28 protein-coding genes are annotated in these 24743 nt (G+C 50.8%); 7 read left to right on the top strand and 21 right to left on the bottom strand.

Going from position 1 to position 24743, the window contains the following annotated elements; all coding sequences use genetic code 11:
• The first annotated feature begins 291 nt into the window (after positions 1-291).
• Genes METH11B_RS0115165 through METH11B_RS0115155 form a run of 3 tightly spaced genes read left to right on the top strand, consistent with a single transcriptional unit; the run spans position 292 to position 5439 of the window.
• On the top strand, positions 292-1218 hold the full coding sequence (locus METH11B_RS0115165; protein WP_026602747.1) for a hypothetical protein: 927 nt from the start codon (positions 292-294) through the stop codon (positions 1216-1218).
• 40 nt (positions 1219-1258) lie between these two features.
• On the top strand, positions 1259-2326 hold the full coding sequence (locus tag METH11B_RS0115160) for an efflux RND transporter periplasmic adaptor subunit (RefSeq protein ID WP_231499621.1): 1068 nt from the start codon (positions 1259-1261) through the stop codon (positions 2324-2326).
• Complete coding sequence (locus METH11B_RS0115155) at positions 2323-5439, top strand: efflux RND transporter permease subunit (protein ID WP_026602745.1); 3117 nt, start codon at positions 2323-2325, stop codon at positions 5437-5439. The genes METH11B_RS0115160 and METH11B_RS0115155 overlap by 4 nt, the downstream gene beginning before the upstream one ends.
• Positions 5440-5595: 156 nt before the next feature.
• Here the strand turns inward: METH11B_RS0115155 and METH11B_RS0115150 are convergent, their stop codons facing one another.
• From METH11B_RS0115150 to hldE, 10 genes are all read right to left on the bottom strand, one after another.
• On the bottom strand, positions 5596-5985 hold the full coding sequence (locus METH11B_RS0115150) for a lipocalin family protein (RefSeq protein ID WP_026602744.1): 390 nt from the start codon (positions 5983-5985) through the stop codon (positions 5596-5598).
• A gap of 102 nt (positions 5986-6087) precedes the next feature.
• Positions 6088-6735 carry a glutathione S-transferase family protein gene (locus METH11B_RS0115145; RefSeq protein ID WP_026602743.1) on the bottom strand — a complete coding sequence of 216 codons (648 nt, stop codon included), beginning with the start codon at positions 6733-6735 and terminating at the stop codon, positions 6088-6090.
• Positions 6736-7130: 395 nt separating this feature from the next.
• Complete coding sequence (locus METH11B_RS0115140; RefSeq protein WP_026602742.1) at positions 7131-7580, bottom strand: nucleoside deaminase; 450 nt, start codon at positions 7578-7580, stop codon at positions 7131-7133.
• A 241-nt stretch (positions 7581-7821) separates the two neighbouring features.
• Positions 7822-8685, bottom strand: coding sequence for a 4-hydroxybenzoate octaprenyltransferase (ubiA, locus tag METH11B_RS0115135; RefSeq protein ID WP_026602741.1), 864 nt, complete (start codon positions 8683-8685; stop codon positions 7822-7824).
• Positions 8686-8741: 56 nt separating this feature from the next.
• Complete coding sequence (locus METH11B_RS0115130) at positions 8742-8942, bottom strand: hypothetical protein (protein ID WP_026602740.1); 201 nt, start codon at positions 8940-8942, stop codon at positions 8742-8744.
• A complete protein-coding gene (locus tag METH11B_RS0115125) occupies positions 8939-9376 on the bottom strand; it encodes a PIN domain-containing protein (RefSeq protein WP_026602739.1) in 438 nt (145 codons plus the stop codon). Before METH11B_RS0115125 ends, METH11B_RS0115130 begins: the two co-directional genes overlap by 4 nt.
• 39 nt (positions 9377-9415) lie before the next feature.
• Positions 9416-13408, bottom strand: a complete 3993-nt coding sequence (locus tag METH11B_RS0115120) for an NACHT domain-containing protein (protein ID WP_026602738.1) — start codon at positions 13406-13408, stop codon at positions 9416-9418.
• Positions 13409-13527: 119 nt separating this feature from the next.
• A complete protein-coding gene (locus tag METH11B_RS0115115) occupies positions 13528-13887 on the bottom strand; it encodes a helix-turn-helix domain-containing protein (RefSeq protein ID WP_026602737.1) in 360 nt (119 codons plus the stop codon).
• Positions 13884-14138 (bottom strand): type II toxin-antitoxin system RelE family toxin, encoded by a 255-nt coding sequence (locus tag METH11B_RS0115110; protein WP_026602736.1) that lies wholly within the window; start codon positions 14136-14138, stop codon positions 13884-13886. The genes METH11B_RS0115115 and METH11B_RS0115110 overlap by 4 nt, the downstream gene beginning before the upstream one ends.
• Positions 14139-14224: 86 nt before the next feature.
• The gene (gene hldE / locus METH11B_RS0115105) at positions 14225-15655 is read right to left on the bottom strand and encodes a bifunctional D-glycero-beta-D-manno-heptose-7-phosphate kinase/D-glycero-beta-D-manno-heptose 1-phosphate adenylyltransferase HldE (RefSeq protein ID WP_026602735.1); all 1431 of its coding nucleotides are present in this window, start codon (positions 15653-15655) and stop codon (positions 14225-14227) included.
• A gap of 72 nt (positions 15656-15727) precedes the next feature.
• Between hldE and arsC the strand changes: the two genes are divergently transcribed.
• The gene (gene arsC / locus METH11B_RS0115100) at positions 15728-16075 is read left to right on the top strand and encodes an arsenate reductase (glutaredoxin) (RefSeq protein WP_036277603.1); all 348 of its coding nucleotides are present in this window, start codon (positions 15728-15730) and stop codon (positions 16073-16075) included.
• The gene (gene wrbA, locus METH11B_RS0115095) at positions 16075-16662 is read left to right on the top strand and encodes an NAD(P)H:quinone oxidoreductase (protein ID WP_026602733.1); all 588 of its coding nucleotides are present in this window, start codon (positions 16075-16077) and stop codon (positions 16660-16662) included. The genes arsC and wrbA overlap by 1 nt, the downstream gene beginning before the upstream one ends.
• A gap of 13 nt (positions 16663-16675) precedes the next feature.
• Here wrbA and blaOXA read toward each other — a convergent pair whose 3' ends face one another.
• From blaOXA to METH11B_RS0115050, 9 genes are all read right to left on the bottom strand, one after another.
• A complete protein-coding gene (blaOXA, locus tag METH11B_RS0115090) occupies positions 16676-17458 on the bottom strand; it encodes a class D beta-lactamase (protein ID WP_026602732.1) in 783 nt (260 codons plus the stop codon).
• A complete protein-coding gene (locus METH11B_RS0115085) occupies positions 17459-17932 on the bottom strand; it encodes a VOC family protein (protein ID WP_026602731.1) in 474 nt (157 codons plus the stop codon).
• A 46-nt stretch (positions 17933-17978) separates the two neighbouring features.
• The gene (locus METH11B_RS0115080) at positions 17979-18455 is read right to left on the bottom strand and encodes an SRPBCC family protein (protein ID WP_026602730.1); all 477 of its coding nucleotides are present in this window, start codon (positions 18453-18455) and stop codon (positions 17979-17981) included.
• Positions 18452-19012, bottom strand: coding sequence for an SRPBCC family protein (locus METH11B_RS0115075; protein ID WP_026602729.1), 561 nt, complete (start codon positions 19010-19012; stop codon positions 18452-18454). Before METH11B_RS0115075 ends, METH11B_RS0115080 begins: the two co-directional genes overlap by 4 nt.
• 35 nt (positions 19013-19047) lie before the next feature.
• Complete coding sequence (locus tag METH11B_RS0115070; protein ID WP_026602728.1) at positions 19048-19530, bottom strand: DUF1579 domain-containing protein; 483 nt, start codon at positions 19528-19530, stop codon at positions 19048-19050.
• A gap of 24 nt (positions 19531-19554) precedes the next feature.
• On the bottom strand, positions 19555-19908 hold the full coding sequence (locus METH11B_RS0115065) for a YciI family protein (protein WP_026602727.1): 354 nt from the start codon (positions 19906-19908) through the stop codon (positions 19555-19557).
• Between the two features lie 11 nt (positions 19909-19919).
• Entirely contained in the window at positions 19920-20327 is a 408-nt protein-coding gene (locus METH11B_RS0115060; RefSeq protein ID WP_026602726.1) for a VOC family protein, read from the bottom strand.
• Positions 20328-20336: 9 nt separating this feature from the next.
• Positions 20337-20828 carry a VOC family protein gene (locus METH11B_RS0115055; protein ID WP_026602725.1) on the bottom strand — a complete coding sequence of 164 codons (492 nt, stop codon included), beginning with the start codon at positions 20826-20828 and terminating at the stop codon, positions 20337-20339.
• A 120-nt stretch (positions 20829-20948) separates the two neighbouring features.
• Positions 20949-21326, bottom strand: a complete 378-nt coding sequence (locus tag METH11B_RS0115050) for a YciI family protein (RefSeq protein WP_026602724.1) — start codon at positions 21324-21326, stop codon at positions 20949-20951.
• Between the two features lie 231 nt (positions 21327-21557).
• Here METH11B_RS0115050 and METH11B_RS0115045 point away from each other — a divergent pair, with 231 nt between their 5' ends.
• Both METH11B_RS0115045 and METH11B_RS0115040 read left to right on the top strand, forming a co-directional pair.
• Positions 21558-22052, top strand: coding sequence for a YchJ family protein (locus METH11B_RS0115045; RefSeq protein WP_026602723.1), 495 nt, complete (start codon positions 21558-21560; stop codon positions 22050-22052).
• On the top strand, positions 22049-22813 hold the full coding sequence (locus METH11B_RS0115040; RefSeq protein ID WP_026602722.1) for a YkgJ family cysteine cluster protein: 765 nt from the start codon (positions 22049-22051) through the stop codon (positions 22811-22813). The genes METH11B_RS0115045 and METH11B_RS0115040 overlap by 4 nt, the downstream gene beginning before the upstream one ends.
• A gap of 43 nt (positions 22814-22856) precedes the next feature.
• Here METH11B_RS0115040 and METH11B_RS0115035 read toward each other — a convergent pair whose 3' ends face one another.
• Positions 22857-23348 carry a DUF4411 family protein gene (locus tag METH11B_RS0115035; RefSeq protein ID WP_026602721.1) on the bottom strand — a complete coding sequence of 164 codons (492 nt, stop codon included), beginning with the start codon at positions 23346-23348 and terminating at the stop codon, positions 22857-22859.
• On the bottom strand, positions 23345-24484 hold the full coding sequence (locus METH11B_RS0115030; protein ID WP_026602720.1) for a helix-turn-helix domain-containing protein: 1140 nt from the start codon (positions 24482-24484) through the stop codon (positions 23345-23347). The genes METH11B_RS0115035 and METH11B_RS0115030 overlap by 4 nt, the downstream gene beginning before the upstream one ends.
• Between the last annotated feature and the right edge of the window lie 259 nt (positions 24485-24743).

Raw genomic sequence — 24743 nt, 5'->3', positions numbered from 1 at the left:
GGCCAGGGCTTGTTGTGTCACTGTGGGAAGTGTTAAGCGATAGTCCGCTGGTGAGTTGTTTTGCTGGACATGATCGGCACGATAAAGCGAGCCATCCGATGGCCGCCTTTGCCACTATTCTGCAATATGCTAAAGACCTGACGCAGGTAAGCTCCCGTCTGTAAGCTTTGGATGACGACGCTCGGCAAGCTTGATTGGGATACAACCATTGCCGGTTTGTGAACCCGTTGATAGGTGGTAGCATGCGGCGAGTTGAAACGCCATATTCAAAGCCCAGCGGAGGCCGCCTCTATGAATCCAATCAATGCCGATGTTTTCAGTCAGCTGCATATCGACATCGCCCGCAACTCCACAGACGATTTCAATCTGTTCCACGATAGCCGGAAGTGGCAGAACATCAACGGCAATCCGTTTAATGGGCCGATTACCTTGGGGTTTCAGCTGGAGTCCTTGATCGAAGGCAAGATCGCTGACTATCGCCTCCAACATGACGAAGAAAAATTGTTAGCCGAACAGGGCTTGAACTTCAGCAATTACCAATTTGCCTTTGCCAATGCCATTAAGCCGAACCAGGTGATTGAAGTAGATATTAAAGAGTCGATATTTAAGAACGAACCGTCGCCAAGCTTGAGCAACCGGATTGTCGTCAAAGCAGACGGTAAACTGGCCTTGACCGGCTATAAAAAAGAAACCGCCGACCCGTTGTTTTTAGACCAGCCGGATTTGTCTAGGGTCGGCGAATTAAAAATCCAGCCTGACCGTTGTTTTTTGAATAATGGTTTTTTTCTTAAGCGTAAGTTCATGATGACCAGCAACGCCAAGAACTTTCTCTGCGCATCGCTACGCGATCAAACCCGGTATTTCGACGAATTGCAGGATAAGGTGATTTTCCCGGAGATGTTTCCATGCGCGCTGCTCTCCAGCGCTTTGTTGGAAAAAGCTTTGAAATGGCTGCACGATTTCGAGCGTAACCCCATGGTCTATACTTCGCACAAAATTTCTATCGACAGACGTTGTTTGGCGCAGCTTAAAAGTAACGACGCGGTGCATATTTTGATCAAACCCACAGCGGATAGCGCCGCGCACGATTTTGGCGATTTAAACGCGACACCCTTGGATTACGAATGTTACGGCCTCTTCAACAACAATAATGCCTTGTTGTTTAGAGCATTGATTTCGTTGGTGCCGTTGGAGTCGATCCGCAAGGCAATGGCATAAGTAAAGCTGGATGCAGTTCGGTCTATTTAAAGGGGATAAGATGAAACATTTGTTGTTGATGTTGCCGCTGTTGCTGGTGGCTTGCGAAAAACCAGCGCCCACGGCATCGGTGCCCAGACCGGCTTTGGTGGTGACAGTAGGCGAACAGACCGCAGCCGCTCCCATCATATTGGTGGGTGAAATTCGCTCCCGCTACGAAAGTGCGCAAGGTTTTCGTATCAACGGCAAAATCATCGAACGCAACGTCGATACGGGGGCGGTAGTGACGAAAGGTCAGTTGCTCGCCAAGCTCGATAGTATGGATACCGGTTTATCGACTCAAGCGGCTCAAGCGGAAGTCAGGGCGGCGGAAGCGGATTTGGCCTTAGCCCAGGCCGAACTGGACAGACAACGCCAACTGCATGCCAGCAAATTCATTTCCAACCAGGCTTTGGATATTAACGAAGCGCAATTCAAGGCCGCGGCGGCCAGGGTAAAGCAAACCCGCGCGCAAGCCGCGGTAACCGGCAATCAGTCGCGCTACACGCAATTACTGGCGGAGCGGGATGGCGTGGTTACGCAAATTCATGCCGAACCTGGCCAGGTGGTTGCCGCCGGCGAGCCTATCGTTCGGATCGCGGTGCCGGAGAATAAGGAAGTCGAAATTGCCGTGCCCGAGTCGCGCATGTTGGGCATTGCTGTTGATGTGCCGGCGGAAATTAGGCTGTGGGCCAATCCCAATACCGTATATCACGGTAAAGTCCGGGAAGTGGCTCCGGCTGCCGATAATCTCACACGTACTTTTCAAGTGCGTGTGGTTTTGCTAGATGCGGACGCTTCGGTGCGTTTGGGCATGACGGCGGGCGTCCGTTTTTATCATCGGGAAACCAAGGATTTTTTATTACCCACCACAGCGGTTACTCAGCGTGACGGTCAATCCGTAGTTTGGGTGGTCAATCCGGCCAGCGGCGAAGTTCAGCCGAGAGCGGTGCAAGCCGGCGCGTTTCGCGAAGACGGCGTCTTGATCGCTAGCGGCATACAAAAAGGCGAGCAAATAGTGGTGGCCGGTGTGCAAACTTTGGTACCCGGCCAGATAGTCCGGGCAACGCCGTTGCGGAGCCAACTATGAAATCGGGCTTCAATCTCTCCGAGTGGGCCTTGCGTCACCCGGCATTGGTTTTATATGCCATGTTGATGCTGACCTTGGTGGGGATGCTTTCGTATACCAGGCTGGGCCAATCGGAAGATCCGCCTTTCACTTTCAAAGTGATGGTTATTCGCACCGGTTGGCCCGGTGCCAGTGCCCAGGAAGTGGAACAACAAGTCACCGATAAGCTGGAGAAAAAGCTTCAGGAAGTACCCTGGCTGGACAATTTACGCAGCTATTCCAGGCCGGGCGAATCGTTAATTTTTCTGTCGGCCAAGGATTCCACACCGGCGGCGCAAGTCCCGGACATTTTTTATCAAGTTCGCAAAAAAGTCGGCGATATTGCTTATACCCTGCCGGCCGGCGTCGAAGGCCCGACGTTTAACGATGAGTTTGGGGATGTATACGGAAACTTGTATGCCTTGACCGGCGACGGCTACGACTATGCGGAACTGAAGCGTCACTCGGAAACTTTGCGCGCCGAGCTGCTCAGAGTCAACGACGTCGCCAAGGTCGATTTTTTCGGTGAACAGAAACAACGCATTTACGTCGAGTTGTCCAATGCCAAATTAGCGACCATCGGCATCGACATTGCCACCTTGCTCCGTACCTTGCAAGCGCAGAATCTGGTGACAGGCAGCGGTAGTTTCGATTCTGAAAACGAGCACATTCGGATTGCGGTAACCGGTCGTTACGATAGATTGGAAGAGCTGCGCGATGTGCGTTTTCGCGCCAATAACAACGAATTTCGCCTGGGCGATGTCGCCAAAGTCAGTCGCGGCTTTGAAGATCCTCCCAAAGATAGGGTGCGCTATAAAGGTCATGATGCGCTGTTGATCGGCGTAGCGATGCGTGCTGGTGGCGATATCATCAAGCTGGGCCGAGATCTGGACCAGGCCGTCATAACGACCCAGGCCCAATTGCCGGTGGGTTTGGAATTGCATACTGTGTCTTCGCAGCCAAAAGCAGTGCAGCGCTCGGTTAACGAGTTTGCCAAATCGCTGACCGAAGCGGTCGTCATTGTATTAGGCGTTAGCTTGCTGTCTTTGGGCTTACGCACCGGCATCGTGGTAGCGATCACGATCCCAGTGGTGTTGGCGGTTACTTTTTGGCTGATGTATCTGTTTGGCGTTGGTCTGCATAAAATTTCCCTGGGTGCACTGATCTTGGCCTTGGGCTTGTTGGTCGACGATGCCATTATCGCTGTGGAAATGATGGCCTCTAAGATGGAACAGGGCTGGGATCGGACGCGTGCGGCCGCATTTGCGTATACATCCACTGCGATGCCTATGTTGAGCGGCACATTGGTAACGGCTGCCGGTTTTTTGCCGATTGCCACGGCTGCGTCCTCTACCGGCGAATACACCCGCTCGATCTTTCAAGTGGTTGTTATCGCCTTGCTGGTCTCATGGTTCGCGGCGGTAGTATTTGTACCGTATTTGGGCCATCGCTTGTTGCCCGACTTGAGCAAGGGGCAAGAGCAAGAGTCGAGCTGGGCGCGGATTTGGGCCAAGTTGCGGAAAAAACCACAGTCCGAACCGTCCAATAACCACGCCCACGATCTTTATCAAACCCCCTTTTATCTGCGTTTCCGAAAACTGGTAGCCGCCTGCGTTATCCACCGTTGGCTGGTAATTTTTTTGACCATAGGGATGTTTTTTGCCGCTATCTTCGGTTTTAAGTTCGTCCAGCAACAGTTTTTTCCGGATTCCACTCGGCCGGAGTTAATCGTCGATTTGCGCTTGGCGGAGGGTGTGTCGTATGCCGCCACCGAAGCCGATGTGAAAAAACTGGAGGCATGGCTGGATAAGCAAAGCGGCATCGATAATTACGTCGCTTATGTCGGCAACGGCAGTCCGCGCTTTTATTTGCCTTTGGATCAGCAACTACCGCAACGCAGCTTTGCGCAGTTTGTGGTGTTGACCAATGGCCCAGCGGAACGAGAACAACTGCGCGATAAACTCATACATTTGTTTGAACAGGATTTTCCGGATATGCGCGGCAGCGTATTGCGTTTGGAAAACGGCCCGCCGGTAGGTTTTCCAGTGCAGTTCAGAGTCTCCGGGCCGGATTTGCTGACACTGCGCACTATCGCTCGCCAAGTGGCGGATGTGATGCGCGCCAATCCTTATCCGTCCAATGTGCAGCTGGATTGGGAAGAGCCGGTGAAAGTTGTGCGCGTCAATGTTGAACAATCCAAGGCCAGACTGCTGGGAGTCGGTTCCAACGACATCGCCAATATTATCAACGGCGCCCTGCAAGGCTTGTATGTCACTGAATTTCGCGAAGGCATCGAGCGCATCGACTTATTGGTGCGTGGCGCCGAAATTGAACGTAAGCATTTATCGCGTCTGCAAAATTTGATGATACCGATCCCCGGCGGACGCAGTGTGCCTTTGTCGCAAGTCGCTGAATTGGAATACGGTTTTGAGGAAGGTTTGATCTGGCGGCGCAATCGTATTCCTACCGTCACTGTGCGAGCAAATTTGTACGGCAACATGCAGGCGCCGATGGTGTCGGCGCAGATAGAAGAACAACTGGTCGACATAAAGCGCCAATTACCGCCAGGTTACCGCCTGGAGACCGGCGGTGCGGTGGAAGAATCGGCTAAGGGCGGCGATTCGGTGGCTGCCGGTATGCCTTTGTTCTTTCTGACGGTATTGACTGTGCTGATGATCCAGTTGCAAAGTTTTTCGCGGATGGCCTTGGTGTTATTAACAGCGCCGCTCGGTTTGATCGGCGTGACGTTGTTTTTGTTGATTTTTCAGCAACCGTTCGGCTTTGTGGCGATGTTGGGCACCATCGCACTTTCCGGAATGATCATGCGTAACTCGGTGATTCTTGTCGATCAAATCGATCAGGATAAGCTGGCCGGGCGTTCGGATTTTGATGCCATAGTCGATTCGACGGTGCGCCGGTTCCGGCCTATCGTATTAACGGCGGCGGCGGCGATATTGGCCATGATTCCACTCACCCACAGCGCGTTTTTCGGGCCGATGGCGGTAGCGATTATGGGAGGTTTGACTGTCGCGACTGCATTGACCTTACTGTTTTTGCCGGCTTTGTATGCCGCTTGGTTCAGAATCGCGGTTTAATTTTTAGGACCAAAATTGCAGCGCTTATGCGGGGATTCGTTATTTCAGGGTTCCCGCGCCCCGGGGTGAACAGGGGAAAGCTTGCGGGAACAAATTATTAATGGCTAGCCAAGTGTTATTTGTATTTTTAGGCTAAGAAATTACGGATGCTGGTTTTCAGTTTTTATTAAAGTGATAAACGTCGCCGAATTTGCCTTTTAAGGTCATGGATTTTTCGGTTTTTTCCTGCAAGGCAAAGATGTCGAATTTATCCGGTCTACCTAAAATGGCGATTTTCAATTTACCCCCTTCAATTTCATAAGCAACTGGCGATTGGTCATAAAAAGTACCTTCGCGCGGGATGTGGGTGATGGTGACTTTGCCGTCTTTAAAGGTCCAGGTATCTTCGCGCTTAATGGTTTCCGTGGAGGTGGCGGATTTTTTGGTATATTCCAACTTCCACACGCCTTGTACTTCTTCATTGGATTGCAGCGGAACATCCGCAAAACTCAGGCCGGAAAATACTGATAAGCCGAGTAAAACAGCGGTTAATTTGATTTTTTTCATAGTGCTCTCCCGTTGGTAAATAACAAGAGAATCATTCTACGCTCAGGTAGTAGCAAAGTATCTTTAAATTATTGTGGTAAATCGGCAAGGTCTTAACACTGCTTATTCAAACGCGCTGATGACCTCGCTTTCCAACTTGCCGGCTTCTATCCAGGCGTTTACAGCCGGGCAGGCTAATACCGAGTCCACATAGGCTTGCGCCTCTTTATTGGTTTCCAGTTGATAGCTGTGAAAACGTAAGGCGACGGGGGCGAACATCGCATCGACTATGGTAAATCGGCCAAATAACCACGGACCGTCATGGCGGTGGAGTTGCCGATAGTGTTGCCAAATTTCGCCGATGCGTTCGATGTCCGGATGCACCGCTTCCGGTAAGGGTTTGGCTGAGGGTGTGCGCTTGCAATTCATGCCGCAATAGGTGCGTAGCGCAGTAAATCCGGAATGCATTTCGGCGGCTAACGAACGGGCCGCGGCGCGTTCGGCGAAATCCTCCGGCCAGCCTTGGGTTTGTGGAAAGCGTTCCGCCAGATATTCTAATATTGCCAGCGAATCCCAGACCTTAAGCTCACCATCCAACAGAACAGGTACTTTACCGGTCGGCGAGTATTGCAATAGTTTGTCTTTCGAATCTTCGCGATATAGCGGAATTCTGATTTCCGCGAAATCGATGTCGTGATATTTCAAAAACAGCCACGGCCGCAATGACCAGGATGAATAGTTTTTGTTACCGATGACTAAGGACAGACTCATGAACGGAAACTCCTGTGCAGATTAAGGATCGAGAATTTTTCAAAATCGGGTTAGCTGCCGTCAGCCTCCCCATTCAATGCAAGTTGTGATTGATTAGAGCCTTTTGGTTACTCGCACAACCTGTGAAAGGGGGGCTTCAAAAAATGGGTATCGTCGTTCCTGCGAATTCTGGAACCCAGGACTATCAAAAGCCCGGACTTGCGTCTTCGCGAGATTAACATTAAATGTTGCGTTTAGGTCCAAGCGCATCATTCCCGCCGTTTTATAATAATTCACCGCATAGAGCAATGTCATTTTGTAATGGACGTTTAGTTGGGGGTGGTTGGCGGTTATTTCGGATGGGTAGAGCCTGAGCGCAAATCTTCGTTTGTGGAATTAACTTATTCAGAATGTCCTTAACAACAATCCTCACCGATGTCTTCAAACCAAATCCGTGGCGATTGGGCAATAAAACGGCTCATCAAATCGATACAAGCCGCGTCGTTTAATTCCACGATCTTAACGCCAGCCTCTCTTAGCCAATCCAGATGCCCCGCAAAGTTGACAGATTCACCGACCACCACCGTGCCAATATTGAACTGTCGAATCAAGCCCGAGCAATACCAGCATGGCGCCAAGGTCGTGACCAGGATTTTGTCGCGGTAACTGGTTTGCCGACCGGCTTTGCGAAAGGCATCGGTTTCGCCGTGTACCGATGGATCGTTGTCCTGCACGCGGCGGTTGCGGCCCCGCCCCAACAATTTGCCGTCGGCGGCGAACAACGCCGCGCCGACCGGCACGCCACCTTCGTCAAAACCGGCTTTTGCTTCGGAAAAAGCAACCGCTAGCATCTCGTGATAGTTCATCGCAAATCCTATAATCTATTGGATAGGCTTAAAAATCTCCTATCAGGGCTTTAAATTAAGCTCCCTCTCCTGCTCGACGACTGCATGGATGCAGGAGGTAGGGCTACGCTGGGAGCAGTTGCCGAGAGGGTTGGGGTGAGGAGAATCAAACCAGGCGAATGACCTGTTTTCATCCTCTCAATCTAACCTTCTCTGTCACGTCAATGAGGCTAGCGTTAGGAGGAGTAATTGATCCTAAACACTACAGCCGATAAGCCAACACAATCCCAACAAACACCGCCAAACCGAACCAGTTATTATTCAAAAAAGCTTTAAAACAACTGGGTTTATCGAAATGAAAAATCAGCTTTTGCTGGTAAATCGCCAAGCCGGCGGCAACCGCCAAACCGGCGTAATACGGCCAGCTCAGTTGTTGCATCGCGCCGATTGTAATCAACAGGCCCATAATCACGACTTGCAGACTTGCAGTAATTTCCCGCACCCGCTTGCCGAATAGAATTGCAGTGGATTTCACGCCGATTTTCAAATCATCGTCGATATCGACCATCGCATACATAGTGTCGTACACCAGCGCCCACAGCAGCACCGCCAGATATAAAATCCAGCCGACTGCTGGAATTTCGTTGGTTTGCGCGGCAAACGCCATCGGTACCGCAAACCCAAACGCTGCGCCCAGATAAGCCTGCGGCAGATGGGTGAAGCGCTTCATGAACGGATAGCTGGCCGCCAAAAACGCACCGATGAAGGACAAGCCGATGGTGTGCCAGTTCATCAGCAACACCAAACCAAACGCAGTCAGACACAGCACCATAAACACCATCAGCGCTTCCTTAGGCTTAACCTTGCCGGCGGCAATCGGCCGCAGTTTGGTCCTGTCGACATGCGGGTCGAAATCCTTGTCGGCGTAATCGTTGATCACACAACCGGCCGCGCGCATCAACACCACGCCCAGCGTGAACACGATCAACACCAATACGTCCGGCTTCCCGTTACCGGCTATCCACAAGGCCCACAGCGTCGGCCAAAGTAGAATGAAAATGCCGATGGGTTTATCGAAACGGGCTAGAAGCCAGTATTGGTGGAGGCGATCTTTTAAGTTAATCATTCAAAGAGAGATTCTTATGGGAGGGCGATTGGTGGTTATTCAGGTTAACGGCAAATTCAGGAAGATTGTTCCCAATCCCGCTGAGCTTGTGCAGATAAAGACTCTACAGACTCGTTTGACCAGAGCTGTTTTTGCCACTGTGTGTAATCGAATTTGTCGCGCTTAATCAGCATGATAAACCGCTCGGCATCAACCATGCCCAAGGTTGAAAAAATCGATTCGAATCCGCTATGGATGATTTCGGCGTCAGTTTTCATGAATTGCCTTCCTCTTGAATGAATGTCAGTGGATTAACCGCATGTAGCCCCTTGATGTTGCGAGCGGTTTTAAGAAGTTGTTTGTCGGTAGTGACAAAATAATTGGCATTGGCCGACACAGCGCAGGCGCAATGTAGCGCATCTTTTACTCTCAGCCCGAAAGATTGAAACCGCTTTGCCATCTCCACAATATCTGGCGAAGCGGTAACCAATATACTGGCCTGTTGTTTCCATTTACGAATTTCGTGCTTATGGTCGATATAAGGGTTTTGCTCGTTTTCGTATTGTAAAATATAAGACCAAACCAATTGATAATTCCCGCTGAGAATATTTTCCTGAATATATAGTTTCGCCTGAGTTTCCAGAAAAATATTGGAATGTGATTGGTCATCATATGGGCGATTAAAGCAACAATTATCTAAGTAAATCAGCATTTATATAGTTTTGTAGAAACCAATATTAAAAACGGAAAATTAAAACTCTATCCTGCCCGTTGGAAAAAAATAATATTTCGTACGTACATCAACATCGGGCCGTAAAGACTTAAACTTCTCCAAGTCCGACTCCAATATTGCAGTTTTTCCTAGATAAAGATTCTTGAGTGATTTTATGCCAATCAGGGGTGAAAGATCGGTAATATTAATTTGGTGTAGTATGAGAGTCTCAAGAGATTTTAAGTTTTCAATGGATGTCAAATCATTAATTATTTGATACCCAAGAACCAGTCGCTTGAGAGAACTCAAATTGGATAATGGCGTTAAATCAGTAATTTTTGTTTCAGATATATCCAAATCTCTAAGATTTGTGAATGAAGCCACTTCATCCGCATTTTCGATATTAGTTTTTGCTAAATTCAAGCGCTCAAGCAATGAAAGACCGAGTATAGGTTTCAGTCGTAAAACTTTTGTATTTGCTAAATTCAGATACTTTAGTGACCTAAGATTTTTCAGTGGTGTTATGTCGTCCAATGGAACAGATTTCAGACTTAAATGCTCGAGACCAATCAAATTTTGTATTGGGTTTAAGGATGGGAGCAGAAGGCCATCTAAGCGCAAGTATTTAAGATTGCTTAAACCAGAAATTGGTGTCAAATCAGTTGCATTGGTTAATCCACAATCAAGCCAATTTAGTTTTTTTAATGTGATAAGAGGAGTTAAGTCAGTAACGCGAGTGTTGCTGAAGTCTAAATGCTCTAGATTTGTTAATTCAGTAACCGGACTTAGGTCGCTAACGAGGGTTCTCCATAGTGACAATAAAGTTAATGACTTCATGCCAATTAAAGGATGTAGCGAGGTTACTCGTGTATCGAATATATATATTGATTTAAAGCTATTTATACCTTTAAGAGGATTAATATTTGTGATTCGATAGGAAGTCAACCATGCCACTTCTTTATCGAATGGCCATTTTAATGATTCGTCCGGACAGAGTTCGTTACAGGCTAAAGTCCATTCGTTGGCAAGCGGAGTTGAGCTTTTAGGTAGAGCATAGATCGTTCTCAAAGCAGTTTGTGCCTTTTGTCCGCCAACTAAGCGCAACAAACGCAAGCAACGCATTGCTATATAGCTACTTTGTGTAGCCCACCATTTTCCGTTTTCAAGAGTTGAAGAACCGTAATTCAATATGCGCGAACCAAGCTGTGCAAGCGCTTCGGCTTCGTTCATTGAAGCGGGTGGTAATAAATGCTCCAAATACTTATCGATTTTCTTCGAGAATTTTTCGTCCAATCGTTTTGCTGCCGCCCGGCATCGAACCAGAAAAAACTGGCGCGCCTTAATCGTCGCTAAGGTTTTACGTTCGGCTTTGGTAAGAGCGCCAACCTTACCCGTCGGGTTTTTTAGAGATTCGGCGCATTTGAGTAACTCGCCAACTAGATTGGAACTGAAGGATTCCGGAGCTAAAGCAAGAGCGAATAGAATAACCGGCTGCCACGCGGGGTCATCGGCATAGTTGACCAATAACTTCCAATCGCCTTTCCCTACGATACAATTCGCCGCTAGATATTCTTTCAACGTGTTGTGAATAAAGTCGATACGATCGACTCCGGCAGGTCGCAGCATGCCGCTTCTTTCCACCAAAGCTTGTAAAATATCATCAGCTTCTTCCTGACTTCTTCCAGGGATTGAGTAAAGCGTTTCAGCGACTAAGGCTTTTGCATCGCTACGTTCGATAGATGATCTGCCTTTACTGACCATACGCCATGCCAGTTCGGCCAACAGCTCCTCTTTCTGTGCATACTTTAGTTCGCGCCAACTGGTTAAAAAATGTTTGTCGGCTAAGCCTGGCGTTTCCCGTTCCCGACGGTGCAAAAGCATTTCGCAAAGGGCTTTGGATAATTCTGCAGGCGTTTCCGGTAATTTTTCTTGTCGTTCTCGATAAAGCGCACAAATCATGGCGCATAACAGCGGATTGGTTGCTAATAAACCCAGTTCGGATTGTTCGGCTAACTCGGATTTCAGATTTACCGCGGTTTGCGCTAGATCTTCGCCGGGTCGTGGTTTTAGTTTTAATTCCAAGGCTGCCGAGCGGTACCATTTATCGATGAACTCCTCTCGGTCTTGCCGGCTCAAAGGCTCAACTCGTGCTTCGACGAAATTCAAACGCGATAACCAACCGGGAGTGACTGCACCCGGGCGAGTAGTAACCACGTAAGTGCAATCCGGATAAGTACGAATCAGTTCACCGATTTCTTCTTCGAGTTGACGCCGTTGATCACGGTGGATTTCGTCTACTCCGTCAAATAAGACCAAAGCCTGCCCTGAACCGAGCAGATTCGTCATCCAATTTCTCGGAGCGGACGGCAAGTGTTTGGCAAGAAAAGTCGGTAACTCATTGGCTGCCGGTAACTGACCATTCGGACAGTCACGCAATCGAATTAGAAACGGGACTTTTTTTCGCCAACTGTGCCGTTGCACTCTCCCAGGCTTTTGGACGTTCCATCTATCTGCTGGATTAGATGGGCTAATTGGAGTATTTGGTGAATATATTTGTTCGGTCGGATTATTCAGAATTTGGCCCGCAGCATGGATGGTACTCCAGCGCATTAGCGTACTTTTTCCAGAACCGGCAGGACCATTTATCAGTAGTCGGCTGGTTTCTGTCGAAATTTTGTCCAAAACATCTTCCAAAGCTGTGCTTGATTCATCGAAAATATGCTGCTGCCGTTTGTCGTCTTCTAATACATCCTGAATTAGCTTTTCTGATGGATTTTTTAAGGGTAGTGGCTGGCGTTTTTTCGTCGGATAAGCATCATCTTCACGGGTCAGGTTCAGCGAAACATAAGCAACAGATAGTTGATGGCGCTGAAGTTCACGAGGAATGTCACAGCCAAAGAGCTCTAGGCCATCGTGGTGATTGATTACGAAGTGGCAATATCGTTGTGTGTAATGGGTTTCGGCCGATTCCTCTGAGTCGGATAAATCGTGGTTGTTGTTAATTTTCGATTCTGCTGCGCCTGCATCAACGACGGAGTCAGTAAATCCAAGCCACGAAAGATTAGACAAACTCCAACAACCATCCTGCGTTTTTCCTGCCACATTTCTTGCTACCCATCCTCTGCCTGTTGGGTCCCATTGCCGCAAATAAATATTGGTCTGGAGATTATCGAAGTCCACGCAACCAAAGCTGTAGCCATTTTTTGATGAGTCGTAACATGCACCGGCCGAAAGGACCAAGCGGCCGGCAAAGTCCGACTCAACCCACTCCTGATGCTCATGTCCATGCAATACAAGAGCAAACTCTTGTTTTAAACGGCGCATGGCTGACGGGTCTTCTTGTTCTTTTAACCAATTTCCGGGATGGTGTATGAGAGCAATTGCAAAATCGACTGGCCCCATTCGCTCTTTCAGGTTGGCTATTTGCCAATCCGAACCTAACCAGAGATTCGCTTTGTCGCTATCGTCGGCGCAGGACCAGGCAGAATTCAGACCTGCTATACCAATACGAATACCATGAACCTCTCTGGAATCCGCCCATATCAGATGGGAGTCATTTGGTTCCAGATGAGTTAGGCCGTAACTGGTGAGAAAATTTCGATAACTTATCAGTCTTTCCATCCACGAGCGCCATTGCTTTCTTCCATCCCGCATTGCGGCAATAATTTCTTCTAACTTTCTATCTTTTTGCCTTAGCCATTGGGTTTGCTCGGGCAGGATTTCGTCCCGATCTACATCGTGGTTGCCAGGAACAAGATAAATATCACGTGTGGATATTTGCGGATCAAAGGCCGTGCGAACAGCTTCAATGAACTGACGGGCTATCTGGTACTGATCAGCCATGCTTTCGCCATTAACCGTACCGTAGACAATATCTCCCGTAAAGAAAATAAAATCAGGACGAAGTCCGTGAAGGCTCTGCATGCCTTTCAAATCACGTACAAGTGCATCGGTTATTTGGTTAGCCTCCCAAATATCACGTTTTCGGGCATGGAAGTCAGAAATGTGTAGCCATGTGAGTTGACGAGGCATCTTAATCCTTCAGGTGCGCAAGAGTGTAGTCGAATAAAGCGCCGGCATAGCTTGACTTTTCAATCGTATCCGTACTGTTTTAACGATTTTTTTAGTGTCCTTCTACGAGATTCTAAAATCTAAACCAAATCATCCAAATCCACATTCAATGTTTCGGCTATTTTTTTCAGTGCGCCAATGGTTCCGGTTCGCTTGCCGCTTTCCATTTGGGCGATACTGGCTTGGGCCATATTGCAGCTCTCGGCGAGTCCCGACTGAGTCAGGCCACGATGTTCGCGCCATACTTTGATTTTATTCTCGCCGTTCAACAGCCGATTGACGATTTCGGCAGGAATCAATTCGTCTTCGCTGGCCAGGGCTTGGTCATATGCCGTGATGTCATCCAGCATTTCCGCTTTTTCCAACAGTTTCTCGTAGTCGGAGACGGGCACAACCGCGTATTGTTTTTGGCCGTTTTGTTCGATAAATTGCACGCTCATTTGTAAATATCTCCCCGGCTACCAATCTTAAGCACTTCTATAATCAGCACATCGTTCAATTTGCGGTAAATCGCACGGTAACCGCCAATCCGCAATCTAAAGCCTTCTCGACCTTCCAGTTTTTTGATGTCCAGTCCGTCTTCGTCATCCATTGCCATCTGCTCGAATGCTGCTTTGAATTGTTCGGCTACTCTAAGCGGCATTTTGAGTAATGCTTTGGCGGCCGTTTTTCGATAGATTATTTGATACATTAGCCGATAATAGCATTTAGCTATAAAAAACAGCTAAAACAAATAACAATATTTAAGTCGCATTTGTATTCCTTGGGCCTTAGTGGTTAGTTGCCGGTTTTATCCTTAATCGTCTGAATAATCGCCGTAGTCGAATGCCCCTCAATAAACGACAAGATCTTCACCTCGCCGCCGTTGGCCAACACGCTTTCGTGACCGGCGATGCTGGTGATGTCGGTGTAGTCGCCGCCTTTGACCAGGATGTCGGGTAGTAATTGGTCGATGACTTCTTTCGGGGTGTCTTGTTCGAATTCCACCACCCAGTCCACGCATTCCAGCGCGGCGAGCATTTCCATACGGTGATCTAGTTTGTTCACAGGTCGCTCCGGGCCTTTCAGGCGTTGCACCGAGGCGTCACTGTTGACCAACACCACCAGTCGGTCGCCCAGGGTTTTGGCTTGTTGCAAGTAGCGGACGTGGCCGGGATGCAGGATGTCGAAACAGCCGTTGGTGGCGACGATTATTTCGCCGTTTTGTTTGGCGGTGGCGCGTTCTGCAAGCAGGTCAGACAAACTGCAGACGCCTTTGTGATGGGCGCGCGGCCCTTGCAAGGCGGCATGCAATTCGTCGGTATTGACGGTGGCGGTGCCCATTTTCCCGACCACGATACCGGCGCCGATGTTGGCGAGTTGGGTGGCTTCGGCCAGCGGTTTTTTTGCGGCCAAACTGGCGGCTAATACGGAAATCACGGTGTCGCCGGCCCCCGTCACATCGAATACTTCACGGGCGTGAGTCGGTAGATGCAAGGGATCTTCGGCTTTGCTCAGTAAGGTCATGCCGTTTTCGCCGCGGGTGACTAGCAAGGCCTGCAAGTCCAGTTCGTTCAGCAAATTCATGCCGCGTTCGACGATTTGCTCTTGATCGGCGCAACGGCCAACCACCGCTTCAAACTCGCTGAGATTAGGCGTGATTAGGGTGGCTTCCCTGTAGATAGAAAAATCGCTGCCTTTCGGATCGACCAGCACCGGTTTGTTTAATTGTTTGGCGAGGCGGATGAATTGTGGCACTTGGCTCAAGGTGCCTTTGCCGTAATCGGACAACACGATCACCTGCGATTGCATCATTTCCGCATGATACAAATGCAATAGCGCATCGCTATCGACTTGCTGAAAGCCGTCTTCAAAATCCAATCTGATCAATTGCTGATGGCGACTCATCACCCGCAATTTGGTGATGGTGGGATAACCAGGCACTGCCTGAAATAGGCATAAAACCTTGGCTTGTTGCAGCAATTGTTTCAGGGCCGTTGCGGCTTCGTCCTCGCCGGTAAAACCCAACAAAGATACTTTTGCCCCCAGCGCAGCAATGTTTAAAGCCACGTTGCCCGCACCGCCGGCGCGTTGTTCGTCTTGTTTGACGTGAACCACCGGCACCGGCGCTTCCGGGGAAATCCGCGAGGTGGCGCCGTGCCAATATCTGTCAAGCATCAGGTCGCCGACCACCAGCACGCGGGCGGTTGAATAGTTGGGTAATTGCATGGCTTTGGGGGCATATCCGTGATTCGAAGGGTGCTATTATAGCCGCAACTCGTCATGATTAAGGTGCAAACCATGAGCGTCAAAATCTATCACAACCCGCGTTGCGGCAAATCCCGCGACACCTTAAAACTACTGGAAGCGCAAGGCCTCACCCCGGAAGTGGTTGAATATCTTAAAGCCCCGCCGACCGCCGCTGAACTACAAGACATCCTCAGCAAGCTAAACATCAAGCCGCGCGAATTGATGCGCACCAAAGAGCCGGAATATAAAGAAAACGGCTTGGACGATAAATCCTTAAGCGATACGGATTTGATCGAAGCGATGATCAGAGTCCCCAAATTGATCGAACGGCCCATCGTATTGAAAGACGGCAAAGCCGCCATCGGCCGGCCGCCGGAAAACGTGTTGGCGATACTCTGATGGCGAAGATCTTGATCCTGTATTACAGCCGCGACGGCAGCACCGCGCGCATGGCCCAGCAGATCGGCCGGGGTGTGGAGTCGGTGGCCGGTGCGGAAGCGGTGTTGCGCACGGTGCCGGAAGTATCGGCGGTGTGCGAGAAAATCGCCGACAGCATTCCCGATGCCGGCGCGCCGTACGCCAGTTTGCAGGACCTGGAAACCTGCGACGGCTTGGCGCTGGGCAGCCCGACGCATTTCGGCAATATGGCGGCCTCGTTAAAGCATTTTCTGGATGGCACGACCGCGTTGTGGTTCTCCGGCGCTTTGTCCGGCAAGCCCGCCGGCGTGTTTACCTCTACCGGCAGCATGCATGGCGGTCAGGAAACCACGCTGTTATCGATGATGCTGCCTTTGATGCATCACGGCATGTTGTTGATGAGCCTACCCTGTAACGAAATTGCACTGCGCGAAACGGTCAGCGGTGGCACGCCTTATGGTCCCAGCCATGTCGCCGACACCGATGCCGAACTCACCGATCATGAAAAACGTTTGTGTTGGGTGCTGGGCGAGCGTTTGGCTAAGGCGGCTTTGGCTTTGAGAGTCTGATAATAAGTTGAGCTTAGAATATCCCCAAGGCCTTAAGACAGGCCTTGCCCAACTCCACGCGCTTGGGCGCATCGGCAGCCTGGGTAATGTCGATATTCAACGCAAAACTGTATAGATGGCTGCCGTTCTTGACCCAGCCCACCCACCAGCCGATACCGGCATTCGGGGCGTTTAACCAGCCGGTTTTGCCGTATAAAGTCCGTTCGCCGCTCTGCTCAAGCATGACAATTTCCCGGACTTTGGCCTGAACATCACCTGAGAGCGGTAATTGATCCCGCGCCAGGAGGGCCAAAAAAACTGACTGTTCCACTGAGCTGATTCTTAGCGGCCCGTCCAGCCAAAACCTATCGACCTTATCGCCGATTTCGGCGTTGCCGTAGTCAAGGTTGGCAAGCCCTTCTTGCATGCGGGCATGGCCGATACGACGGGCCAGCGCCTGATAAATCGGCACATTCGACAGCTTGATCGCCTCGCGCAAGCCCATATCCCGTTCCCAGTCTTTGATCATTTGCGGCTGACCGCCGTATGGCAACGGCTCGTCCACGCTGCCAATCGCACCTACCGACAAGCCGATCAAGCTATTGACTATCTTGAACGTGGAGGCTGGGATGAAGCGGGTTTCCGCGCGGAGCCGGTCATGGACTATCAGGCGTTCGGCATCGACGTCGTAGAGTACGAAAGTGCCTTGCACACCGGCGTCTCTAAACAATTTGCCGAGCTCAGGACTGTCCAGCCATTCAATAGCATTAGCTTGACCGGCAAATAGCAGTATGAGGATGGCGAATAGATGTTTCATTCAGGATTGCTCGTAGGCTTGTTTTAAAGTGTCAATGTCGATTTTTGTCATTTGCAGCATGGCCTGCATCACTCGTCCGGCTTTTACCGGATCGGGATCGCTCAGTAACTTGATCAGGATATTCGGCACGATTTGCCAAGTCACGCCAAATTTATCGTCCAGCCAGGCACATTGATGTTCTTTCCCGCCTTCTGAAAGTTTCTGCCAATAGTGGTCCACTTCCGCCTGAGTTTCGCAATGCACGACAAAGGAAATCGCCGGCGAGAACTGGTAGACCGGTCCGCCGTTGAGCGCGGTGAAAACTTGTCCGTTCAGCTCGAAACTGGCGGTCATCACGCTGCCCTTCGGTCCCGGTCCGGCGTCGCCGTAGCGGTTGACACTCAAGACTTTGGAGTCTTTAAAGATCGACAGGTAAAAATTCATCGCCTCTTCGGCTTGGTCGTCGAACCATAAAAATGGGGTGATTTTGGGCATGGTGTTTACTCGGTAAGTTATAAAAAATAATGGCCGGATTCCTGGCTTACAAGCTGGCTACCAGCTCGACCAGTTGGTCCGTGGCCTTGCCCCAGCCTTCGTGAAAGCCCATTTCCTCGTGGGATTTCCGGTCTGCTGCACTCCAATGCAACACGCGAGCGCTGTAGCGAGTCTTTCCGTCTTCAGGCGTAAACGTGATGATGCCGGTCATGAAGGGTTTGGTGGAGGGTTCCCAGGCGCTGGTGTAGGCATCGGTGAAGACCAAACGCTCGTTTGGCACAACTTCAAGATAGATGCCTTGGTTGGGAAACTCCTGACCGTCCGGGCTACGCATCAGAATGCTGCTGGTGCCGCCGGCTCTCACATCGAGATCAGCTGAGGCCACGGTCCAGGGCTTCGGACAAAACCACTGCTTGAGTAGTGCCGGTTCGGTCCAAGCTCTAAAGAGTTTCTCGGGTGGCGCATCGATCAGGCGCGTCAGCACCAGTTCCCGCGATTCGGCTGTTTGTTCAATTGGCTTCATGGCTTTTCCTCTGAAATTGAAATAGCTGATTGCTTTTCGGCGATGGTCTTTAGCTCGGCCAAACTTTCTGCGAATTTCCCGCCTATCATCTTGTCCATACTGAACACCAGGCTCATGACTTTGGAAATATAGGGGCTAGGGCCGAAAATCGCTTGTGTCACCCGAGTGGAGCCGGCTTCGGCTTGCAGAACAAATTCCAGGGTGTTTCGCGCCGGAAACGGTTTGATGAAATCCATCCGGATGGTTATTTTCGCAGGTGCCGCCGCGTCGAGAATCTCTATGCGCCCTTGGCCGATTTCCTGGTTGCCTTCCCATTCATAAATTGAGCCCGGCCCGCTGGCAGCGCCGCTGTAAGTCCGCTTCATGCCAGGGTCCACTTTTTCCCAAGCCGACCAAGTCTGCATGCTGTGCAAATCGTTGATCAACGGAAAAATCGTTTCCGGGGTTGCTCTGATAGAGATCGAACGTTGTACGCGGAAGTTATCGGGTTTGGTCGCCGCATAAATAAGTATGCAGACAATTGCCATGGCCAAGACAATTAGTATGGTTTTGATCATCGGGTTTTCCTCGATAGTGCAATAGACCTAAGAAACTATGTTTTGCGCCGATACTGCGCCGTCATGAATAGCTGCCATTGGCCTTCGTCGTCGAGTAGATAGGAAGTCAATAAGCGTTGCTGCGGACTCTGCAGGCTGATCACGTCGCGCTGCTTGGCCAACTTGCCTTCGCTAGCGCAACACGGACCTTCGGTATTCAGCGTTAGCACAGTGCCATTGGCGTCCAGCGCGCCGTCGTAAATCCAGAGATGGGTCATCATCGAGCCTATCCAGGTGCCTACAAAGCGCTGCTGCCGAGCGTCGTAACCCAATGTCATCAACATAGTCGCAGTGCCGCCGCCCGGCATTTCGCCGCAACCCTCGCACAATAGCCACAATCCGCCCAAGCTGCGCACGCTTTCGGTGCCTTCGAATTTCTCGGGCGGCTGGCCGGGCTCCGTTACGCATTCGGACACATAGGTCCATTCGCCAAGCAGTTGTTGTAGCCATTCGTGTTCTTTCTGCAGTTCAATTTTCATTGCTTGCTCCTCTTCGGTTGCGTTTTACAACGGCAGGCTAGGGATCTCGATCAGCGGCCGCACTTCGACGGTACCCTTGCGCGCCATCGGAATCTGCTCGGCGATAGCGATGGCGGCGTCCAGATCCTGAGCCTCGACCAGATAGTAGCCGCCCAGTTGTTCGCGGGTTTCCGCAAACGGGCCGTCGGTGACGAAGCGCTTGCCGTCGCGCACCCGTACACTGGTCGCCATGGTCGTGGGCTGTAAGGGGCTGGCGGCCAGGTATTGGCCGTTGGCTTTGAGCTTGTGCGCGAGTTGGGTGGACTCCACATAACAAGCTTGCCGATCGGCTTCGTCCAGGCTGTGTTCTTCAAGATAAATCAGTAACATATATTTCATGCCGGTCTCCTTTAGCCTTGGCACACCGCGCCGGGCTCCATGTAACAATATTCCCAGATGTGGCCATCCGGATCCTGAAAGCCGTGAGCATACATAAAGCCGTGATCTTGCGGTTCCTTGTACAGCGTGCCGCCGGCAGCGATGGCCGTGCTGACCATGGTATCGACGTTTTCCCGGCTTTCCGCCGATAGGCATAACAACATTTCCGTACTTTTAGTGGCATCGCAAATGGCTTTGGGCGTGAAGGACTGGAAGAAGTTCTCGGTCAGCAACATCACGAAAATAGTGTCGCTAACGACCATGCAAGCCGCGTCGTCGTTGGTAAATTGCGGATTGAAGGTGTAACCCAGTCGGGTAAAAAAGGCGATGGAGTTAGGTAGGTTTTTTACCGGAAGATTGACGAAAATTTGAGTGTTCATGTCAGCTCCTTATTGCGGTTCGGCACTAGCCGCTTGCGCCGCGAAGAATGCAGCCATACGACTGGGCATTTCGCTGGGATCGACATCTTCGATATGCGTGGCAATCAGCCATTGATGGCCGAACGGATCGCAAACCGCGCCCATCCGGTCGCCCCAGAACTGATTGGTGGGCGGCATCGTCGATGTGGCACCGACCTTTATCGCGGCGGCAAACACCGTATCGACATCAGTGACGTACAAGAATAGTTTGACCGGCGTACCGCCCAGCAATGCTGGCGAAAGATCGGTACAGTGCGGATTTTCGTCAGCGAGCATGAATATCGAATCGCCGATCTTGAATTCGGCGTGAGCTACGTTGCCATCCGGCGTATTCAGGCGGGATAGTTCACTGGCTGCGAAGGCATTTTTATAAAATTCCAGTGCCTGCGCGGCGCCTTGCACTACCAGATAAGGGGTAAGCGTGTGGTAGCCGTCGGGTATGGGTTTAATGTTGGCGGTCATGGGGTTTTCCTCGATTGGGGGTGAGTACTGATAACTATGGCTTGCATCCTTAGTCGAACGGCCTTTACTTAAATCGACATCGCGTAAAATTTTTTTCGTCCGCCAGGTCCGGGCCGCATTTCATTTAACCAGTCCCAGCGCTTCTAAAGTCTTTGGATCTTCCGCTACCGGCCGGATTTCCACGCAACCCAACTTCGCTCCGGGTATCCTTGCGGCTACCTGGATGGCTTCGTTCAAATCGTCGGCTTCGATCAGGTAATAGCCGCCGAGTTGTTCCTTGGTTTCCGCGAACGGGCCGTCGGTAACGCTCACTTTACCGCCGCGCACTCGCAGCGTGATGGCGGCATTGGCCGGCAAAAGCCGATTGCAGCTCAGGTAATGGCCGCTGTCGCGAATGGCTTGGGTAAATTCGGTGTATTCATCAAAATGTTTGGCTGCCGCGTCATCCGACATCCCCTCCATCACGGTTTCGGCGCAAATCAGGCATAGGTATTTCATGGTCAACTCCTTGGGCTAAAAAATAGGGTTCGTACCGAATGGTCGTTCGGGGCTGGGCAAATTCGACAACGAATATGCTTTTTTGCTTTCACCGGTAACTCGCTGAGATAAATTGCTGAAAATCCATGTGGGTGAATATTTTCCCGCGCCTTGCCATTGAGCAGAAGCCCGGCTGTCGCTTACCATGGCTAGATCGACCTCAATTTTTCACAATCTGACCGGAGATCAACGATGACGCTATGCCCTTGCGGCTCCAAACTGGATTATGCCGAATGCTGCGGCCCTATCATCGATGGTGTGCCGGCGCCCACCGCCGAAGCCTTGATGCGTTCACGTTACACGGCTTTCGTACAACGGAAGCTGGATCATATCGAGCGTACCCACGCCCCGGAAATTAAGGAGGATTTCAATCGAGCGGAAGCCGAGCGCATGGCGGAAGAATGCGAGTGGCGCAGCCTGGAAATTCGCAATGCCACGGAAATCGGCGATACGGCGCAAGTCGAATTCACCATAAAATTTCGCCGCGACAAACAGGATTTGGTGCAAACCGAGTTAGCTAGTTTCCGCCGCGAAAACGGCGAGTGGCTGTATGTCAGCGGCGATCTCAATCCCAAAGTCACGCAGCGGGTAGTCAGCAAAGTGGGCCGTAACGACCCCTGTCCGTGCGGGTCGGGCAAAAAAGCCAAAAAATGCTGCGGTACCACGACTGAATTAGAGCAGGAATGACGCAGCGTTTTCACTGTACCGCGTGCGGCAAATGCTGTTATGGACAATTGCCACTGACAGTAAACGATGCGTTTAAGTATGCGGACCGCTTCCCATTAGCCATGGTCTGGACGCCGGTGCGGCAAGGCGGTAAAGACTTTACGATGGTGTCCCAGCTAGGAGCCACGATAAAACTGGCTAACAGGAAAGAATTAGCGGTATTGATTGTGCCGACTGCCTATATTCCGCCGTCGTTTCCGTGTCCGGCGCTGGCGGCCGATAATCTGTGCGGCATTCACACCGATAAACCCGCGCGTTGCCGAACCATGCCGTTTTATCCGTATCGGGACGAGCAATTTCAAGCCGAGCTATTAACGCCGCAACCTGGTTGGGCCTGCGATACTTCAGAGTCTGCGCCGTTGGTGTTTGCCGACAAAAAAATCGTGTTTCGCGAGGACTTTGATGCGGAACGCCAGGAACTGGAGGATCAGATTCCGCAGATTCGCCGCTATGCGGACTATATGTTGAAGTACACGCCGCAGTTGGTCGATAGTCTGGCCAAAGTGTCGCTTAAACCCAAAGGCGGACAAGTGGTGACCAGCCTGTCGTCATTTTTGACCGCGATTCGCCATCCCAATGCCCAGCAGATTGCTCAGCAGCAACTGCCGGTGTTGAACGGTTATGTAGAGAAAACTGCCTCCGAGCCAAGCCTGGCGGAATTCCATTGTCATTACCTCAGCGGGGCTAAAGAAATGCAGTATTTAGCCGGCCAAGCCAGATAACTATTCTTCGATTGCCGATTGTCACAACTCAGTGCATTTTGCTTTAGTGTTCCAAAACAAACCGCGCATTCAATTCCCGCAGAAACTGAAACGTGTCCAGGCAAGGCACACCGAATTGCAGGCAAATGTTGGGAACTTTGACTTTCTTGGTGTTCGGTGCAACCAAGGCTTCGTGGGTGACCACCGTTGCCCCAAGGGTTTTAGCTTTGGCGATGAGCCAGGGATCGGCTTTTGCTAAGAAGTTGTCGCGATTGCCGGGGTTATAGTCGCCGGCTGCGACACTTTGAACAATTTCGGAAAACACCGACTGGGTTTCGGTGTCGTCGTTGTTGATGAAGTGTTCTGATCGCGCCTTGGCCCATGCGGCTAGTTCGTCGTGACCGTCTTTAAGTTCCTTGCCTATCATCTGAACACTGGCGACCAAACCCGCTTGAAATTGCCGATCCAGCCAATCCCAATAAGCAGGACAGATGTCCATGCCGTAATAGAAATTCTTGGCTTGAATGTAGGTATTGGAATCGAGAAGATATTTCAAACGCCCAACTCCTTGGCAAAGGTGGCGATTTTGTCGGGTTTGATACCGCCCAATAACTGACTAGCTTCGCGGAGTAAAAGTTGACCGCTGAGAGCCTCACTGACGACCGCGCGGGAAAAACGCTGGCTAATCTGGGCTTTTTTGGTCCGGTAATAACCGGGGCCGCCGCTGTCGTCGCGATCCCGATAAGCCGCTTGCTGGGCGTTGATATAACGCTGGTATTCGTCCTGAGTTATGTAGTTTAAAGCCAGCGCGCGGCGCGCCAAGGTCCACGTGCTGACGTGGAAATGCGATTCCAAAGTCGCCAAATTGGACTGCCAGTTGTCCAGACCATGCCTCCATATGGTCTGAAATTCGGTGGCCGGGACTAAAAACTCGGCGGCTACCGCATTACAAAGAATCTCTTCTGCCCGATGGGTTTGCGTGCTAGCGTCGGAAATGCCAGACTGGCCGATCCAGATATGGCAGAGTTCGTGGACCAGGGTGAACAGCCGTGCGCCCAAGGCATCGGCATGGTTGACGAAAATGATCGGCGCGTAATTGTCAGCAATTGCAAAACCTCGAAACTCTTCGACGCGCAATGGTCGCGTGTAGTGGCCCACATCGCTTTGGCGCATCACCAACACCCCTACAGACTCGATACGGTTGACCAGATCGCGGTAATAATCTTCCCAGTTGCCGCGTTGCGGGTGATTGCCGACGCCGAGTTCGGTGCGAATGTCGCGCACGATGGCGGTTACCCCATCTTTGACGGCAAAGCGGCCAACGATAGGATTTGGACCGACAAGATGCTGTTGCAAATAGTCTTTGTACCATTCCTGGCGCTGTTGCATCAGCTTGATCAGATCGAGCAATTCCGCGCTGAGTCTCCGGTTGGTTTGGCCCTCGATCGTTCTTAAATCGGGAATAGGCAATTCGTCGATTGGAGGCTGGGCAAGGAACAAATAGCCGAATGGGATATGTGCCTTTTCGGCGTAAGTCATAGCCTGCTTAAAGGTCAAAGAGCGGTGGCCGGACTCCCATTCGCTGAGCTTGTCTAGGCTGACACCGCACTTCCGGGCAAATTCAGACACGGTGACGCCGGAGCGCTCGCGCGCCCAGGTCAGCATGGTCGTGTTGATGTTGGCGGTGGTCATAAGTCTATTTTTTCTTCCAACTAATCGATTATTAATGCATTTATACCAACTTGTCGATACCGAATGCTGCGATTCGTTTTGTATTGATGCCGCTGTGCCAACGCGGCGAGATTGGCAGGCCTCATTATAGGCAATACTTTGAACCTAAACGCATGAATTACAAATAGTAATTATTTCTTCATAATGAGATTGTCTGAGCTCTACTTGTTTGATCCACGGGCAATTAGCAAGTAGCCTCGATGGAATCGAGGTTTCGAAG

Source organism: Methylomonas sp. 11b, assembly GCF_000515215.1.
In the GTDB taxonomy this organism is placed as follows: domain Bacteria; phylum Pseudomonadota; class Gammaproteobacteria; order Methylococcales; family Methylomonadaceae; genus Methylomonas.
Note: the sequence above shows the minus strand (reverse complement) of the source record. Positions and strands in the feature narration are given on the sequence as shown.